Consider the following 16,051-nt stretch of genomic DNA (forward strand, 5'->3'; position numbering starts at 1 on the left):
CCGAATGATCGGAATACCGATCGGGGGTATAGCGTTTTTTCACGGATCCAATCATCGTTGCAGCAGTAAAAAATGCATCTACTGGCTGTAAACGGTATATAAAAGACAGGGAAATCCGGATCAGTCGGAATCGGACCAGCACATTCAGCCTGTATCCGTTTTTCATTTTAGCATGGAATTTTTTACAGAAAAAAGACAGGGCGACGACATGGATGCTTGCGGAGGCGTGGTATTTTCGTTTTTGCAGCTGCGAAGTATAGGGCTATCAACCAGGTCACCACATCACGAAAGAGTCAGGAAAAAGGGGATATGTACGAGGTGACACAGTTACCGCCATTGCGCAAGTAACCCGGGATTCGATTGTGAATATCGTACCTGCACCGGTTGATTCACGTGCTGTATTGTCTGGATACGTGCGTGCCCGGGTCGTTACACCGGAATTGCTGCTTTCACTGGCTGCTGTGGCCGGCAGCATCGGTCAGCAGGTCAGGGAACATGGTTCATTCGCCTGCCTGCCAGCGACTGTGATGGCCAACGTGTGTAACGGTATGTATCTTGCCTCGGAGACGATCCGTCATATCGAGAAAGAACCTTCACTGCATTTCGATGCGGACACTCGGGAAAATCTTAGTACCTTCAAGCGGGAGGTAGACAATGCGACCAAATTCATCCTATTGTGGGTGAAGGTGGTAGTGCAGTTGCACCCGGCTTGGGTACGATGGTGGGCTGTTCCTGATGCCTCGTCACTGGTGGATAAAGTATCCGGTACGATACCGTTCATTTGGCGATGGTGATACCGGGGGCACCTGTGCGCGGCAAGTCGGTCACCGTCATCTGAAACAGCAGGTACAGCATCTGAAATGCATCGCGATTCCAGCGGGCCTGCTGCCCTTGGGTATCCACTGCGTAATGCCTGTCATGTGAACGGATTGACAGATCGGTATTCGGCGAGGGGGTATCCGTCACGAGAAGCGCCATCGTGGCAACAGGATTTTCATCACGGGAGACAGGTAGTGTGCGTAGATCTTTTTCTACGTGGTATTCCGGCTCATCGCTCAGTGAACGGCCGAGAGCGCTGATGATTGCGTGAAAACTTCTTAACCGGAAAATACCCTTCATGGGCCATTCTCCCCCCATTCCACCAGGACGGATGTCGAACGCCACATCATTCGGCTCCCATCCTTCCGCCTCTTTGCTCAACTGTGCACGTTCCTTTTCGGACAGGATGCCAGGATCGTAGTTGGTGATGAGGATCGGCCCCTGTTTTTTCTGGTGAAGAATGAACAGATCATTCTGCCGATCGTGGTGGACGACGAATTCCTTTGCCAGCGTATGGAAGCCTTCGGCGGATACCGCTGCCGCAGGCAGGGTCCAGTCGTATTCCAGATTCAGCGGTTCAGCATAGAGCTGATCCCGATCCTGGATTGCCGACAGATGCAGTACCACCTTGCGAAATGTTTCGTAGCCTGTCATATCGGACGGGGTATTACGATAAGTCGTTTGTGATGTCGATTCCTGAATGCGTACCTCCTGCGCCATCAGTCTCAGCAGCAGGTCGATGTCGAAACGCTGGCGCAGTAACAGCATGAATTTGTTTTGTTGGAAAGGTGTCAGCAGCCGTCTGGTGAATTCTTCACCCTCGATCGGGACGATGCTGATTGTGGGATTTTCCGCCACACTGCCACCAAATAGCGGCATCAGTGTTGTTCCGGCCAGCCCACCCAGTGCGGGAGTGGCGCCTGCACTGAAACGAAAATCGAAAGTGGCCGCCACATTCGAGACCCCGGTGAAATGGATCGGCTGGTGATGGCGGGCACGGGCAATATTCGTCAGCAGTTGTCTGGAAATCGTACTGGTGATGGCATCATCGTAGGCGCTTACCGCGTGATGCAGTGTGATCGGTGACAGGCAGCCCGGAAGCGTGGTCAGCAGGCAGGGAAGCAGCCACCATGAATAGGGTTGTGTGTTTTTCATTCTGATATCTTTGTTACGTCCTTATGATTCCAGCCGCTCGAATTTTCTCGCAGATCGGGTGACATTATTATGAAATACATCGATCAGGATAAGTGAGGTGAGGGCGGGGTAAGCAGGCGAATAAGGCGGATCCATTCGCGGCAGAAGCCGGTTCGTATCCATTTTCTGTTTTGTCATGGAATTTTTGCTGCCGGCAGGCGTGACAGAATGATCCTGGATTTGTTGAGCAATTTCGGTAATGTACGGCGGGTGTCGTAAAAACGCGGGTTTGGGATGATCGATGCCAGCCAGGCCGCCTGTGCGGGTGTGAGTGATGCAGCGGATATGCCGAAGTAATGACGGGCGGCTGCCTCGATTCCGAAGATACCATCACCCCATTCGATGATGTTCAGATAGATTTCCAGAATACGACGCTTGGTCAGAAATTCTTCCAGCATGAGCGTGATGAGGGTTTCCTGGGATTTGCGCCACACAGTTTTTTCAGTGGATAAAAACAGGTTCTTGGCGAGTTGCTGGCTGATGGTTGATCCGCCAGCTGCCCATTTGCGTTGCTTCAGATTTTTTTTCCAGGCAGTTTCAATCGCCTTGTAATCAAACCCCTGGTGCTGCAGGAAGCGGGCATCCTCGGCAGCAATGACTGCTCGCTTGAGATGGCTGGAAATCTGTTCATAATCGACCCATTGGTGCTGTAAGCTTGCAGCAGGGTTTTGCTGGCGCATGATCTTCAGGCGATCCTGCATGAACGCGCTGGTGGTCGGGGAATATGAACGCCAGTAGACAATATGCAGCAGGAACCAGGACTGGTAGAGCAGGGCGGCTGTCAGGAGCAGCAACAGCGGCCGTAACAGCCAGGTACTGATCAGCCTCGGTTTAGAGGTGGCAGGTCGGCGTGCTTGTGCCAATTTCACGAGGTAGGGTGGCGCAGATTATCCCTGAGCTGTCTGATGACGGTCTGCGTTTCCGGGCGGATCCCGTGCCACAGCAGAAAGGATTCTGCAGCCTGTTCTACCAGCATGCCGGCACCATCTGCCAGATATCCAGCTCCCTGCACCCTGGCAAGCTCCAGAAACGGTGTCAGCCTGCTGCTGTACAGCATGTCGTAGGCAAAAGCGTTACGGAACAGATCTGCCGGTACGGGGGGGAGTTCGTTGTGCAGGCTGGCTGAAGTGGCATTGATGATGAGATCGAAATGCTGCCCGGCAAAATCATGGTAATGCCCGGTTGTGATATTGCTGTAACTGGCGAATTGGCGTTGTAATGACACTGCTTTATCTGGCGTGCGGTTGGCGATGGCCAGCAGGTCAGGCTGCTGCTGCAACAGTGGCAGGATGACGCCACTTGCGGCACCACCTGCACCCATCAGCAGAATGCGCTTGCCTGCCAGCGGGAAATTCAGATTAACCTCGATATCACGTATCAATCCGACACCATCGGTGTTGTCGCCGAGTATTTCTCCTGTTTCTTCAAACCGGAAAGTGTTGACTGCACGTGCAGCACTGGCGCGATCGGTCAGCCGGCTGGCGAGTGTAAAGGCTTCGAATTTGAAGGGAACAGTGATATTCATGCCTTTGCCGCCGGTTTTCCGGAAATCCAGAACAGTCTGCTCGAACCTGTCCAGTGGTGCGAGCAGGGCGGTGTAATGGATGATCCGGCCGGTCTGTTGTGCAAACCGGGCATGAATGAAGGGCGATTTGCTGTGCGCAACCGGGTTGCCGATGACTGCGTAGGTATCCATTCTGCTTTACCTCAGGTATCCGGAAAAATTGCGTTATTCACTCAGCAGTTTATCCGCACGGGAAAATACCCAGGTGCGGGTGATATGCAGGATGTCGGTATCGCGGCGGATATCGGGCGGGAAAGGTGAAAACCCGTTACGTGCGGCCAGCCGCACTATGTGAATGGCTGCATCATCCAGTACCTGTACTCCCGAGGAGCGGTCGATCCCGATCGATTCCAGACTGCCATCAGAGCGGATGCCGACCGTCAGTTGCAGGCTGCCGTACAGCTTTTGTTTTCTGGCGACGTCCGGGTAATTCAGGTTGCCAATGCGTTCGACCTTGAGCCGCCAGTCTTCCAGATAGCGGGCAAAGCGGTAATCGCGAGTGCGTGCGCCAATGAATTTTCGTTTTGGCCGTTTCTGGTAGGCTTCATGGTCTTTCGCGATTTGTGCTTCCAGACGGGCGATTTCGAGGCTGCGCTGCAACAGATTGTCATGGTTGTCCGGATTGAGGGCGGCAGGCTGATTCTGTACGGGCTTATCCTGCCCCGGTTTTGTGTGGGGCAGGGGTTGTACGACCTTGGCTTTGCTTTCAGCTGCAGTCAGCAGTTTTTTGACTTCTTTTTCCAGCTGTCTGGTTTTCCGGGTAACTTCGGACAGGCTTGTCACCGGCTTCACACCTGGCAGAACCGGCAGGGGGGTTTTCGCTCGCCGATCTTCTGCTACATTCCCGCCGCCATCGAGATTGGCCTGCGCCAGCACTTTGGCATCCACGGGTCTGGTTTGAGATTTGCTGTTGACCAGAATCACATCCATGGACTTGGTGACCTTGGTCGTTTTCTGTTCAGGCAGGCTGAGTGATACGCCCGCAATGATGGCTGTATGCAACAGCAGCGAGATCAGCAGTGCCGGAAAAATCCTGTAGTCGGGCTGCATGGGGGAGTTGAAAACCGCGGTGATTTGCATCGATCATCAGCCTTCACTTTTGCCAAGAAAGCTGGCATTGAGTGATCGATCGATCAGGTCGATCTGTGAGACACCGACGGCCACCAATGTGCCGGGTGCCAGTTCGGGTAACGAAGGTATACGTACGATCAGTGGCAGGCGGTCCAGTTTGATCATGTTTTCCTTGATGACGATGGCACCGGATGTGCTGATGTTTTCCTGCAGCAGCCAGCGCAGGCACCAGTAGCGTTCCATGCCGCGCTGGAATTCCGCATAGGTTGCATACGCCATTTCAAAATCGCGCATGGCGATCAGCAGCGTATCATCCTCGCGGGTATAGGGAGGTGGATTGCCCGATACCAGCGCGATCAACTGGCGCTGGTTGATGAGATCGACATACCGTCGCATGGGTGAACTGCTCCAGGCGTATTGGGATACGCCCAACCCCTGATGCGGTGCGGGGGAAAGGCTCATTTTCACCTTGCCGTTTCCCTGACTGCGATAAATCCCGGCGTAACCGGCATCTGCCAGTTGTTTGCCCCATTCGGCGTTGGCAAAAATCATCAGTTCCGATACCACTTTATCGATGGGCGCTCCCCGGCGGCGTTCGTAAACCGAAACACGATCCTGATCGATGATAAAACTGTAGTCGATCTTTTCGCTGTTGATGTCCTGATCCTTGCCGCGCAATTTTTCCATTTTGCAGGAGAAATTCCAGAGCAATCTCAGCTCATGGGCAAAGGGATAATCCGTCTGATTCTCGCGCAGCGTGATTTCGTTGAATTGCCGTTCGAGCGAATCGAGGCGCAGATTGGTGGAAACCTCGATGGTTTCGATCCGGCTGAAGGTACGAGTAACGGTGAAATCATCCGCAACTTCCAGATAGAGCGAGAGTACCGGCCGGTGGTGTGCTTCTCCCAGTGTAAAGTGCTGTATCACGCTTTCCGGCAGCATGGTGATTTTGCGGCCGGGCAGATAGACAGTGGACAGGCGTTTTGCCGCAAATTTATCGAGCAGGGAGTGCGGTGCCACTCCCAAAGCAGGGGTGGCAATGTGTATTCCGATCCGGAAACTGCCGAAGTTCAGCGGGGTGACTGAAAAGGCATCATCGATTTCAGTCGTGGTGGCATCGTCGATGCTGAATGCCTTGACGCCGGCCACTGGCAAATCTTCCGGGTCCATGAGGTGAAAGTCGGCAGGGTATGCGTCTGTGTCGATACCTTCCGGGAAGTGTTCGTACAAAAACTGGTTATAGTGGTAATCATGCGTTGAGGGAATGGCACCGCATCGTTCCAGCAGCCTGGGCACGCTCAACCGGGTAGCGTCGCACGCGGTTTCCAGTGCTTTCCATTCGATCGTGTTTTTGTCCGGTTTGTACAACAGGTCATCGAGCAGCGGCCGGAAGGTATCGGGCAGTTCGAATGCCATCAATTGCTGCACGTAACCGGCCTGTTTTTCCTCGGCCAGTCGTTTTTTTTCACGGCTGGCAAGCGCAGCCTGCAGAATTTCCGGCGGGGCCGCCTTGAAACGCCCCACTCCTTTCTTATGAAAATAAATCGGATTCTGGCTGAGCAGAATCAGGATGGCGGCAGTTTCGAGAGGGTCAGGTGTGTGGCCGAAATAATCACCAGCCAGCTCCTGTCCGGTGAATTCCCGGTTCTCTTCGCAGCACTCCCATAGAAAATTCATGTCGATGTCGGCCGCTTTTTCCTGTGCCTGCTGCATGAATCCATGCATGGGCGGGTTTTCGAAGCGCAACAGAACCAATGTGGCCTTGATCTTGGAGCGCTTTCCATGTGCAGATTCGATCTGCAGAGAGGTCGTATTGTCGGTCAGAATGCTGCCGACCTTGAGCGCACCTGCTTCCTCGTAAAAAACGTTTACCAAATCAACCCTCGGCTTAACCCAGAAAAGCGTGTGAAAAAATGTTTTCCAGACCGTATAGCACCGTGGTATGCCTTGTTGCGTCACCTTCCAGTTGAACGTCAACCTCAATAGTGGGATTGCCGTGCGAGTCTAGGATTTCACGCGTATGGAGGGTTTGAGTACTAGACGTCGTCATTGGAGTCTCCGTCTTGGTTGGTGTCTATCTGCATCGGACATTATTGGTCATTCGCTCGAAACAATCGGGCTGACAATGCTAAAGGATGTAAACACGAACGCCTACAGCCCTAACGAAGGTCAGGTCCTGTAGGCGTCATCAGCAGCGCTAAACGGCTGCGGTTTCTTCAAAAGGAGGAACACCATCTCCTTATCTTCACTATACACAAGTCCTAAATAGCGGTCGAGATCATTTCAATGTGAACCACTCAACGGGACAATAGTAAAACACAATGTAAATTATGTTACGGTAATTTTATTAAATTTGTTCAAATGGAGAAGGCTCAAAGCTGGCTGTTGCTCACGTACAAGATGCCGGTCGAGTTTTCCGGCACGCCTGTGCTGTGTAATATCCATTTCATAACTTTTCCTGCGTTGGTAGCGCACCATACCAATATACCTTCAGTGGGGCTAAATATCGTACCACCCGGGGGCGACAGGAAAATACGCCGTTCATGGTAACATAATGCACCGTCAGCAAAAAACAAGGGTTGTAGGGATAGTGGTATCAACCTGCTTCATGCCGGCTCAGCCGGGGAGTTTTTTGCCTGCACGTATCCACCGGGATTCCCGGAGACAGATACGACCGCGTATCACAACTTCCAACTTTAGTGTAATCAGATGGTAAAAACACGCTTTGCCCCCAGTCCTACCGGCTATCTTCATATCGGTGGTGCGCGTACTGCCCTTTTTTCCTGGGCGTTTGCCCGAAAACAGGGAGGGAAATTCGTTCTGAGAATCGAAGATACTGACCTTGAACGTTCGACGCAGCAATCCGTACAGGCGATTCTCGATGGAATGGCCTGGCTGGGACTCGATTATGATGAAGGGCCGTATTACCAGATGCAGCGGTTGAATCGTTATCAGGAAGTGGCAGAGCAATTGCTTACCCAGGGCCTTGCCTATCAGTGCTATGCCAGCAGAGAAGAGCTGGATGCATTGCGTGAGCAGCAGCGCCTGGCCGGGTTGAAACCGCGTTACGACGGTCGCTGGCGCGACAGCAGACAAACTCCTCCGGCGGGTGTCAAGCCGGTCGTGCGGTTGAAAACACCCCAACAAGGGTATGTGGTGTTCGATGATCTGGTGAAAGGTAAAATCAGTGTCGCCAACCATGAGCTGGATGATCTGGTATTGCTGAGGAGTGATGGTACGCCCACCTATAATTTCGGTGTGGTGCTCGATGATCTCGACATGGGAATCACGCATGTCATCCGCGGTGACGATCATGTCAACAATACTCCCCGTCAGATCAACATTCTCAAGGCGCTGGGTGCAGCCATCCCGCAGTATGCGCATGTGCCGATGATCCTGGGTGCGGATGGTGAACGGCTTTCCAAACGGCACGGTGCGGTATCGGTGATGCATTACCGCGATCAGGGCTATCTGCCGGAAGCTTTGATCAATTATCTGGCGCGACTCGGGTGGTCACACGGGGATGAGGAAATTTTCAGCCGGGAGCAGTTGGTCGAATGGTTTGATCTGGCTGCGATCAGTCGTTCACCGGCGAAGTTCAATCCCGAGAAACTGACCTGGTTGAATCAGCATTACCTGAAAACGGCTGATGATGCGCGGCTGGTGGAGCTGGTCATGCCCTTTCTGCGGGAGAGAAACTACCCTCTGCCAGCGACAGAGAACTTGCTCAAGATCGTCAATCTGCTGAAAGATCGTGCCAGCACTATCGAAGAACTGGCCGATGCATCCGCTTATTTTTTCCGGACGATCGAGCCTCCTGAAGCACTCAGGACGCAGTATTTCACTGCCGAAATACGTCCGGTGCTGGAATACCTGGTCGATCGCCTCGCACAGATCGAATGGAAGCGGGAGACCATTCATCACGAAATCAAACAAACGGTTTCTTCACACAATCTGAAATTTCCCAGCCTGGCGATGCCGTTACGTGTCATGGTCACAGGAGAAGCGCAAACCCCGGCAATCGATGCAGTGCTGGAGTTGCTTGGAAGAGAAGAAACGTTGCATCGTTTGCGTAGCCGGATGGAAATTTTTCCTGGATGACATTCCTGATCTCTGGTTGCCTGGCTGAGTACACAATGGAATACATAGAATACCGGATGGCCATCCTTTACGAGGATAAGGCTGCTTTTTTACTGACTGAATAATTTTATTCCTGAACTTGTCATGACAATGCATGAACGTGCTGATTTGCTGAAACAGCTGCTTGCCGAACGTATCCTGATGCTCGACGGTGCCATGGGTACGATGATCCAGAGCTACAAACTGACCGAATCGGATTATCGGGGGGAACGTTTTGCTGATTTTCCGCATGATCTCAAAGGCAACAATGATCTGCTCTGCCTGACCAGACCGGAAGTCATCCGTTCCATTCATCGCGCTTATCTCGAAGCCGGGTCGGATATCATCGAGACCAACACGTTCAACTCGAATGCGCCGTCGATGGCGGATTACCACATGCAGGATCTGGTGTATGAACTGAATGTGGCGGGTGCGCGCCTGGCGTGTGAGGAAGCGCGGGCAATGGAAACGCAGCAACCTGACCGGCCCCGTTTCGTTGCCGGTGTGATCGGGCCTACCACCAAAACGGCTTCACTCTCACCGGATGTCAATGATCCCGGATTCCGGGCCATTACCTTCGATGATCTGGTGGAAAGCTATACCGAGTCGGTGCGCGGGCTGATCGACGGAGGCGCGGATATTCTGCTGGTCGAAACCATTTTTGACACCTTGAATGCCAAAGCCGCATTGTTTGCCATCGATCAGTATTTCGAAACGCATGGATTACGCTTGCCAGTGATGATATCGGTCACGATTACCGATGCTTCGGGACGTAATCTTTCCGGGCAGACACCGGAAGCTTTCTGGAATTCGGTACGGCATGCGCGTCCGCTTTCGGTGGGAATCAACTGCGCGTTGGGTGCGGAGTTGATGCGCCCCTACGTGGAAGAATTATCCAATGTGGCTGAGGTTTTCACCAGCGCCCATCCCAATGCCGGTCTGCCCAATCCGCTGGCGGAAACCGGTTATGACGAAACGCCGGAATATACTGCCCGTCTGATCAAAGATTTTGCGCAATCAGGGTTCGTCAACATCGTCGGGGGATGTTGTGGGACTACGCCGAAACACATCGCCGCCATTGCAGAAGCGGTACGGGACATCCCTCCGCGCCCACTGCCCGATATTCCTAAAAAACTGAGGCTTTCCGGCCTCGAGCCGCTCAATATCGATGAACATTCCCTGTTCGTAAACGTGGGTGAACGTACCAATGTCACCGGCTCCAAGGCATTTGCCCGGCTGATTCTCAATGGCGGTTATGCTGAAGGGCTGGTGATCGCGCGCAGCCAGGTGGAGAACGGCGCACAGATCATCGATATCAACATGGATGAAGCGATGCTGGATTCACAGAAGGCGATGGTGACCTTTCTGAATCTGCTCGCTGCCGAACCGGATATCAGCCGGTTGCCGATCATGCTCGATTCCAGCAAATGGTCGGTGATCGAAGCCGGGCTGAAATGTGTCCAGGGTAAGGCGGTCATCAATTCCATCAGCCTCAAGGAAGGTGAAGCGGAGTTTTTACATCATGCCAGGCTGGCACGCCGTTACGGGGCCGCGGTGATTGTCATGGCTTTCGACGAAACCGGGCAGGCCGATACCTTGCAGCGCAAGGTGGAAATCTGCACGCGTTGTTACCATACACTGATTGAACAGGCTGATTTCCCACCCGAGGATATCATTTTCGACCCCAATATTTTTGCCATTGCTACGGGTATCGAAGAACACAGTAACTATGCAGTGGATTTTATCGAGGCGACACACGTCATCCGGCAAACGCTGCCTTATGCCAAAGTCAGCGGGGGTGTTTCCAATGTTTCCTTCTCGTTCCGGGGTAACGAACCGATCCGCGAAGCCATTCATACCGCATTCCTGTATCACGCGGTCAAGGCAGGCATGACCATGGGTATCGTCAACGCAGGTCAGCTTGGGGTTTATTCCGACATTCCGCCTGATCTGCTGGAACATGTCGAGGATGTACTGCTGAACCGGCGGCCTGATGCGACCGAACGTCTGGTAGAGTTTGCGGAAAATTTCAAAGGCCAGAAAAAGGAACAGGTCGAAGACCTTGCCTGGCGTGATGAACCGGTGCGGCAGCGCCTGATTCATGCACTGGTCAGGGGTATCAGCACCTACATCGTCGAGGATACCGAGCTCGTCCGGCAGGAGATCGACAGCCAGGGAGGCAAACCGATCGAGGTGATCGAAGGCCCGCTCATGGATGGCATGAATGTAGTGGGGGATCTGTTTGGCGCAGGCAAGATGTTTCTGCCACAGGTGGTCAAGTCGGCACGGGTGATGAAGCAGGCGGTTGCCTATCTGTTGCCGTACATCGAGGCAGAGAAAAAAATTTCCGGCGACAGCAAACCCAAGGGCAAGGTGGTGATCGCCACTGTCAAAGGGGACGTGCACGACATTGGCAAAAATATCGTTTCCGTCGTGTTGCAATGCAATAACTTTGAAGTCATCAACATGGGGGTGATGGTTCCCAGTGCACAGATTCTGGAAACAGCTCGTCGTGAACAGGTCGATATGATCGGTCTGTCCGGCCTGATCACCCCTTCGCTGGAAGAGATGGCGCATGTTGCCCGGGAAATGGAGCGTGAACAATTCACCGTTCCACTGTTAATCGGCGGCGCTACTACTTCGCGGATGCATACGGCAGTCAAAATCGCGCCCCATTACGGCGGGGTGACTGTATGGGTGCCGGATGCCAGCCGGGCAGTTGGGGTGTGCAGCAATCTGATGTCGCAGGATCTGCGTGATGACTATGTCCGGCAGGTCAAGGCCGAGCAGGAGAAGAGCCGAGTGCAGCACCGCAACAAGAAAGGGCCGTCCAAGCTGCTCACTTTCGAGGAAGCTCGGGCCAATGCGCTCAAAACCGACTGGGCCCGTTATACTCCGCCAGCGCCGGATTTCCTGGGGTTGCGCACCCTCAACAACTATCCGCTGGAAACACTAGTGCCGCACATCGACTGGACACCTTTCTTCCAGGCATGGGAACTGCACGGGCGCTATCCTGCCATCCTGCAGGATGAACTCGTCGGGGAAGCAGCCAGCAATCTGTTTCGCGATGCCCAGAATATGCTCAGAAAAATCGTCGAGCAAAAATGGCTCACCGCCAACGCCGTTATCGGCCTGTTCCCGGCCAATACCGTCAATGGAGATGATATCGAGATTTATGCTGACCGTAGTCGCAGTCAGGTGATCATGACCTGGCACACCTTGCGGCAGCAGACGGCCAAACCGGCAGGGCGTCCCAATCTGGCACTGGCCGATTTCATTGCGCCGCGTGAAACCGGGCTGGACGATACCATCGGTTTGTTTGCCGTCAGCGCCGGTTTCGGTATCGATGAACGCATACGCGCTTTTGAAGCTGAAAACGATGATTACAGTGCCATCATCCTGAAAGCACTGGCTGACCGTCTGGCTGAAGCGTTTGCAGAACACATGCATGCACGGGTGCGGCGAGAATTCTGGGGCTATGTGAAAGATGAGAGTCTGGACAATGAACAGTTGATCGACGAGCAATACCTGGGAATCCGTCCGGCACCAGGCTATCCTGCCTGCCCTGATCATACCGAGAAGGGGCCGCTGTTCGCTCTGCTGGAAGCGGAAAAACGCAGCGGAATCGTCATAACGGAATCTTTTGCCATGGTGCCGACTGCAGCAGTATCCGGCTTCTACCTCTCTTACCCCGAATCCAGTTATTTTGCCGTCGGAAAAATCGGAAAAGATCAGGTCGAGGATTATGCAAGACGCAAAGGGTGGACGCTGGAAGAAGCAGAAAGGTGGCTTGCGCCTGTCCTGGCGTATGAGCGTTAAGGAACCTCTGAAAAACGTCGACGAGGCAGTCAGTTCAAGGCAAAAATCGGTGAGAAAGCGGAGTTTATACGTAATAAATGAGCATTTTAAGCCGATTTTTAACGTAGAAATGGCAACACAGGTAGTTTCTCAGAGGTTCCTTAACCGCTTCAGGGCCGGAGATCAGGTGTACCCCTCAGACAGGCAATGAATGGTGATGTTTTCACTGGCTGCCGGCATATTATAGCCTACGTCACATAAAATGATTCGATTTTAAAGAGTTGCTCGACGGTTTTGTTTTGTTGTTTTCTGATTGCTTTGGTTTGAGCCCATTTGTGCTCAATAGGATTAAGGTCAGGTGAATACACTGGCAGATATTCAAGCGTATGTCCGGCTTGTGTGATTGCATTTTGAATATCCAGCCTCTTGTGAAAGGTCGCGTTATCCATGACCACGACTGACGCTGGCGGGAGTTTTGGCAACAGATCGTGTATCGTCCAGCCGAAAAAAGTATCTGCATCGATATTGCTTTCGAACAATCCCACCGTCAGCAGACATTTATCGATTAATGCGCCGATGACATTGACACGGCCTCTTGCGTGCCAATCACACACTCCATGACATCGCTTGCCAATGGGCGCGTACCCGTGTGTTCGTGGCATATCGTGAGCAAAACCACTTTCATCAATATAGACGATGACACGGTTTTGAGCTTGATACGCTTTAATCGTCTCTGGAAGATGCGCCGTTCGTCTTCGTCCGCTTTGGGATGCTGCAGTGTTTTTTTTATAGCTGATGTTCATACGCCTTAGTGCGTGGCCGATACCTTTTTCGCTCACACCCAGTCGACGAGCCCGTTCGGCCTGATAGGCGTCTGGAAATTCCCGTACATCACGAGCCAGCGCAGCCATGTCGATCTTCGTTGCCGGTTTGTTACGGGTCTCCTGAGGAACAGGATTTTTTATCCAGCGTGTCACGCTGGCAATTCCTACACAAAAACGGGCTGCCGTTTGCACAATGGTGAGTCCTTCCTTCTCTCGAACTGATAAAACTTTGCGGCGAAATGAAATGGGATAAGTCATCTGTAAATTATAATCAATCTATCTGAGCTTCGCTATATCATTCTCCGTGACGTGACCAGAACTCGGCAGGCGTGACGATGGGGTAATCGCGCGCCAGTGCCAGCAGATCCTTGTCGTCAGTCACCAGATAGTCAGTTTGAGCGGTTATCAATGTCAGCAGTACAGGTTGATCGCCAGAATCGCGCAGATTTGAGTCCTGTGACCCTTGCGGCTCGACGACGTCGGCCAGAAACATGAAACTGTTTGCTAAACGCGGATTTCTGCCGGGGTCATCTGAATCCTGCTCAAGCGCGGCAATACTCTGATCATTTCATCCAGGATGTAATGCGACAGTACTACATTCAATCCGCCTTGCCGCCAGGCATTAATGATGCGTCCCGGGATATTGGCCGGGTATGCTAACCCCGACACCAGTGTACTGGTGTCGGGCACGATGCGCAGACCCGGCATCAGCGGTGCTGCTTGCGCTCAGCAGCCACGACGGCATCGATCTCGGTCAGACCTTCTTCGACCGGTATATCGGCATAACTTTCGGCAATGCGCTTACTCGGCGTGTCGAAGCGCTCACGTATGCGCAGGATGCAGGCAAACATTTCAGCATTGACGAGTGCGACTGGCTTGCCGTTCTTGCTGATGACGATGCTGTCATTGCAGTACTGTACTTGGTTGAGCATTTTTCCTAGGGCCTGTTAACACTATTTGTATTAAAATTACCGAATGGAAATATCTGCATTGCAATTCAAGCTTATTGAAAATCTACTGCCGATACAACGGGGTAACGTCACACTCTCGAATTTGGAAGTGCTCAACGCGATTTTGTATGTTGCAGAGCACGGCTGTAAGTGGCGTGGTCTGCCTGTGAAATTCGGCAATTGGCACAGCATTTACACGCGCGCCAACCGTTGGGCTAGGAATGGCGTCCTGGATCGGGTTTTCCTCGCACTCCAGCAAAACAAGCTGATACAGCTGGAAGTGGATCACATGTCGCTGGATAGTACGATAGTCAAAGTCCATCCTGATGGTACTGGTGCACTAAAAAAAACGGTGTTCAAGCTATCGGTCAATCACGAGGGGGCTGGACTACCAAAATTCATCTGGTCGCGGCAGATGCCAGAACCGCGGTAGTGTTTTCGTTATCCCCCGGCCAGGCCGGTGATGCGCCAGAAGGACGAAAGTTGCTGAAAACCCTGGAGAATAAGGGATTCTCTGACACTCACGTGATCATGGATAAAGCGTACGAAGGGGATGAAACCCGGCAGTTAGTGCTTGATCTGGGGATGATTCCAGTGGTGCCACCAAAAGCAAATCGTGTATCGCCATGGGAGTACGATGTTGAAATGTACAAAAAGCGTAATGAGGTGGAGCGGCTGTTTCGTCGCCTGAAGAGATTCAGAAGAATCTTCTCTCGCTTTGACAAGTTGGATTCAGTTTTCCGATTCTTCATCCATTTCGCTCTGATTGTAGATTATTTAATTAGTGTTAACAGGTCCTAGGCCGTTGCCAGACAGCCCAGCTGAGCACGCCGCTCGCACCGGCCATGACGGCCACGCCTAGTACGATCCGGCGCCGGGCAAGCCGGCGCCTGGCTACCTGCAGTGCGTCTGCGGCCAGGCGCGGCGAGGTATCGGTCTGCAGGGGTTGGAAGCGCTGACTGACTCGATCGATGAACGCCCAGGCGGCGCGATTATCCTCGGTGCGGGCCAGCCAGTCTTGCCAGTGCGCGCGGTCGGTATCGGTAGCCGTTCCGGATTGCAGCAGCGAAAACCACGCGGCGGCCTGCTCCATGGCTTCATGCGAGGGCATGGCCGGGCTCTGGCCTGTGGGTGAAGTGCTCATGGAGCGATGGCGCCGGCCTGGCCCAGATTGCGTGCTTCGAGTTGCATACAATGGAGCATGGCCCGGGTGATGTAGTGTCCGACCATGCGCGAGGACACGCCCAGCTCGCGTGCGACTTCCTGGTGCGTCATGCCGCAGGCCATCGCCAGGACGAAAGCCCGAGCGGCTTTGAGCGGCAGATGGCGCAGCATGCCATCGATTTCGTGCAGCGCCTGCAGTACCGCTGTCTGTTCCTCGGCCGAGGGCGCGTACGCCTCGGGTTGTGTAGCCAGGGTCTCCAGCCAGGCACGTTCGATTTCGCGGTGGCGCCACAGGTCGATGCACAGGCCGTTGGCGATGGTTCGCAGGTAGGCGCGGGCTTCCTGGCTGCTGTCGAAGCGCCGGGGGCGGGCAATCAGGCGCACGAAGGTATCGTGCGCCAGGTCGGCTGCATCGGTCGCATCGCCCAGGCGAAAGCGCAACCAGCCGTACAGCCAATGATGATCGCTGTAGAGAAAGTGAACCTGCTGCATTGCAGGGTTGGCGGCTGGTGCGACATCCTCCTGGTAATCACGCGAGTGCATATGTT

16 protein-coding genes and 1 riboswitch are annotated in these 16,051 nt (G+C 53.4%); of the genes, 4 read left to right on the forward strand and 12 right to left on the reverse strand.

The genetic code is table 11. The annotated features are described in order from the left end of the window. Positions 1–362 precede the first annotated feature (362 nt). Positions 363–794: a hypothetical protein gene (locus HRU73_RS02200; RefSeq protein WP_281870892.1), complete on the forward strand. Its 432-nt coding sequence runs from the start codon at positions 363–365 to the stop codon at positions 792–794. On the opposite strand, the gene HRU73_RS02205 is transcribed toward HRU73_RS02200, so the two are convergent. Genes HRU73_RS02205 through HRU73_RS02230 form a run of 6 tightly spaced genes read right to left on the reverse strand, consistent with a single transcriptional unit; the run spans position 778 to position 6,523 of the window. Then, positions 778–1,974, reverse strand: a complete 1,197-nt coding sequence (locus HRU73_RS02205) for a hypothetical protein (RefSeq protein WP_287399262.1) — start codon at positions 1,972–1,974, stop codon at positions 778–780. The genes HRU73_RS02200 and HRU73_RS02205 overlap by 17 nt on opposite strands. 21 nt (positions 1,975–1,995) lie before the next feature. Then, entirely contained in the window at positions 1,996–2,151 is a 156-nt protein-coding gene (locus HRU73_RS02210) for a hypothetical protein (protein WP_276677842.1), read from the reverse strand. Further along, the gene (gene mtgA, locus HRU73_RS02215; protein ID WP_276817787.1) at positions 2,148–2,882 is read right to left on the reverse strand and encodes a monofunctional biosynthetic peptidoglycan transglycosylase; all 735 of its coding nucleotides are present in this window, start codon (positions 2,880–2,882) and stop codon (positions 2,148–2,150) included. The genes HRU73_RS02210 and mtgA overlap by 4 nt, the downstream gene beginning before the upstream one ends. Next, entirely contained in the window at positions 2,879–3,709 is an 831-nt protein-coding gene (gene aroE / locus HRU73_RS02220; RefSeq protein WP_011112187.1) for a shikimate dehydrogenase, read from the reverse strand. Before aroE ends, mtgA begins: the two co-directional genes overlap by 4 nt. Before the next feature lie 33 nt (positions 3,710–3,742). Beyond that, positions 3,743–4,657, reverse strand: a complete 915-nt coding sequence (locus HRU73_RS02225; protein WP_276817788.1) for an energy transducer TonB — start codon at positions 4,655–4,657, stop codon at positions 3,743–3,745. A 6-nt stretch (positions 4,658–4,663) separates the two neighbouring features. Continuing rightward, the gene (locus HRU73_RS02230) at positions 4,664–6,523 is read right to left on the reverse strand and encodes a ribonuclease catalytic domain-containing protein (protein WP_287399264.1); all 1,860 of its coding nucleotides are present in this window, start codon (positions 6,521–6,523) and stop codon (positions 4,664–4,666) included. Between the two features lie 297 nt (positions 6,524–6,820). Continuing rightward, positions 6,821–6,896: riboswitch (Fluoride riboswitch) on the reverse strand. 461 nt (positions 6,897–7,357) lie between these two features. Between HRU73_RS02230 and gltX the strand changes: the two genes are divergently transcribed. Both gltX and metH read left to right on the forward strand, forming a co-directional pair. Beyond that, positions 7,358–8,749 (forward strand): glutamate--tRNA ligase, encoded by a 1,392-nt coding sequence (gene gltX / locus HRU73_RS02235; RefSeq protein ID WP_287399265.1) that lies wholly within the window; start codon positions 7,358–7,360, stop codon positions 8,747–8,749. 123 nt (positions 8,750–8,872) lie between these two features. Continuing rightward, on the forward strand, positions 8,873–12,586 hold the full coding sequence (metH, locus tag HRU73_RS02240; RefSeq protein WP_287399266.1) for a methionine synthase: 3,714 nt from the start codon (positions 8,873–8,875) through the stop codon (positions 12,584–12,586). 227 nt (positions 12,587–12,813) lie between these two features. Here metH and HRU73_RS02245 read toward each other — a convergent pair whose 3' ends face one another. The 4 genes from HRU73_RS02245 to HRU73_RS02260 are packed head-to-tail and all read right to left on the reverse strand — an operon-like array spanning position 12,814 to position 14,321. After that, positions 12,814–13,647, reverse strand: coding sequence for an IS630 family transposase (locus HRU73_RS02245; protein WP_287399268.1), 834 nt, complete (start codon positions 13,645–13,647; stop codon positions 12,814–12,816). A 37-nt stretch (positions 13,648–13,684) separates the two neighbouring features. Next, entirely contained in the window at positions 13,685–13,882 is a 198-nt protein-coding gene (locus HRU73_RS02250; RefSeq protein ID WP_287399269.1) for a PIN domain-containing protein, read from the reverse strand. An 11-nt stretch (positions 13,883–13,893) separates the two neighbouring features. Continuing rightward, positions 13,894–14,097, reverse strand: a complete 204-nt coding sequence (locus tag HRU73_RS02255; protein ID WP_287399270.1) for a PIN domain-containing protein — start codon at positions 14,095–14,097, stop codon at positions 13,894–13,896. Continuing rightward, positions 14,097–14,321: a hypothetical protein gene (locus HRU73_RS02260; protein WP_287399271.1), complete on the reverse strand. Its 225-nt coding sequence runs from the start codon at positions 14,319–14,321 to the stop codon at positions 14,097–14,099. Before HRU73_RS02260 ends, HRU73_RS02255 begins: the two co-directional genes overlap by 1 nt. 43 nt (positions 14,322–14,364) lie before the next feature. Between HRU73_RS02260 and HRU73_RS02265 the strand changes: the two genes are divergently transcribed. Further along, positions 14,365–15,140 (forward strand): IS5 family transposase gene (locus tag HRU73_RS02265; protein WP_287399273.1). Its coding sequence is split into 2 segments (ribosomal slippage): positions 14,365–14,680 and positions 14,680–15,140, totalling 777 coding nucleotides; the frame shifts between segments, so codons are not numbered across the junction. Here HRU73_RS02265 and HRU73_RS02270 read toward each other — a convergent pair. Together HRU73_RS02270 and HRU73_RS02275 are read right to left on the reverse strand one after the other, a co-directional pair. Continuing rightward, positions 15,127–15,450: a DUF4880 domain-containing protein gene (locus HRU73_RS02270; protein WP_287399275.1), complete on the reverse strand. Its 324-nt coding sequence runs from the start codon at positions 15,448–15,450 to the stop codon at positions 15,127–15,129. The genes HRU73_RS02265 and HRU73_RS02270 overlap by 14 nt on opposite strands. Before the next feature lie 29 nt (positions 15,451–15,479). Continuing rightward, positions 15,480–16,046 carry a sigma-70 family RNA polymerase sigma factor gene (locus HRU73_RS02275; protein ID WP_287399277.1) on the reverse strand — a complete coding sequence of 189 codons (567 nt, stop codon included), beginning with the start codon at positions 16,044–16,046 and terminating at the stop codon, positions 15,480–15,482. Positions 16,047–16,051 lie beyond the last annotated feature (5 nt).

This window comes from Nitrosomonas sp. H1_AOB3, assembly GCF_015709435.1.
Lineage (GTDB): Bacteria > Pseudomonadota > Gammaproteobacteria > Burkholderiales > Nitrosomonadaceae > Nitrosomonas > Nitrosomonas europaea.

Excerpts from the sequence above, each read along its gene's own strand:
- HRU73_RS02205 (WP_287399262.1), bottom strand. The coding sequence starts at position 1,974 with ATGAAAAACACACAACCCTATTCATGGTGGCTGCTTCCCTGCCTGCTG.
- HRU73_RS02210 (WP_276677842.1), bottom strand. The coding sequence starts at position 2,151 with ATGACAAAACAGAAAATGGATACGAACCGGCTTCTGCCGCGAATGGAT.
- aroE (WP_011112187.1), bottom strand. The coding sequence starts at position 3,709 with ATGGATACCTACGCAGTCATCGGCAACCCGGTTGCGCACAGCAAATCG.
- HRU73_RS02225 (WP_276817788.1), bottom strand. The coding sequence starts at position 4,657 with ATGCAAATCACCGCGGTTTTCAACTCCCCCATGCAGCCCGACTACAGG.
- gltX (WP_287399265.1), top strand. The coding sequence starts at position 7,358 with ATGGTAAAAACACGCTTTGCCCCCAGTCCTACCGGCTATCTTCATATC.
- metH (WP_287399266.1), top strand. The coding sequence starts at position 8,873 with ATGACAATGCATGAACGTGCTGATTTGCTGAAACAGCTGCTTGCCGAA.
- HRU73_RS02245 (WP_287399268.1), bottom strand. The coding sequence starts at position 13,647 with ATGACTTATCCCATTTCATTTCGCCGCAAAGTTTTATCAGTTCGAGAG.
- HRU73_RS02250 (WP_287399269.1), bottom strand. The coding sequence starts at position 13,882 with ATGTTTCTGGCCGACGTCGTCGAGCCGCAAGGGTCACAGGACTCAAAT.
- HRU73_RS02255 (WP_287399270.1), bottom strand. The coding sequence starts at position 14,097 with ATGCCGGGTCTGCGCATCGTGCCCGACACCAGTACACTGGTGTCGGGG.
- HRU73_RS02260 (WP_287399271.1), bottom strand. The coding sequence starts at position 14,321 with ATGCTCAACCAAGTACAGTACTGCAATGACAGCATCGTCATCAGCAAG.
- HRU73_RS02270 (WP_287399275.1), bottom strand. The coding sequence starts at position 15,450 with ATGCCCTCGCATGAAGCCATGGAGCAGGCCGCCGCGTGGTTTTCGCTG.
- HRU73_RS02275 (WP_287399277.1), bottom strand. The coding sequence starts at position 16,046 with ATGCACTCGCGTGATTACCAGGAGGATGTCGCACCAGCCGCCAACCCT.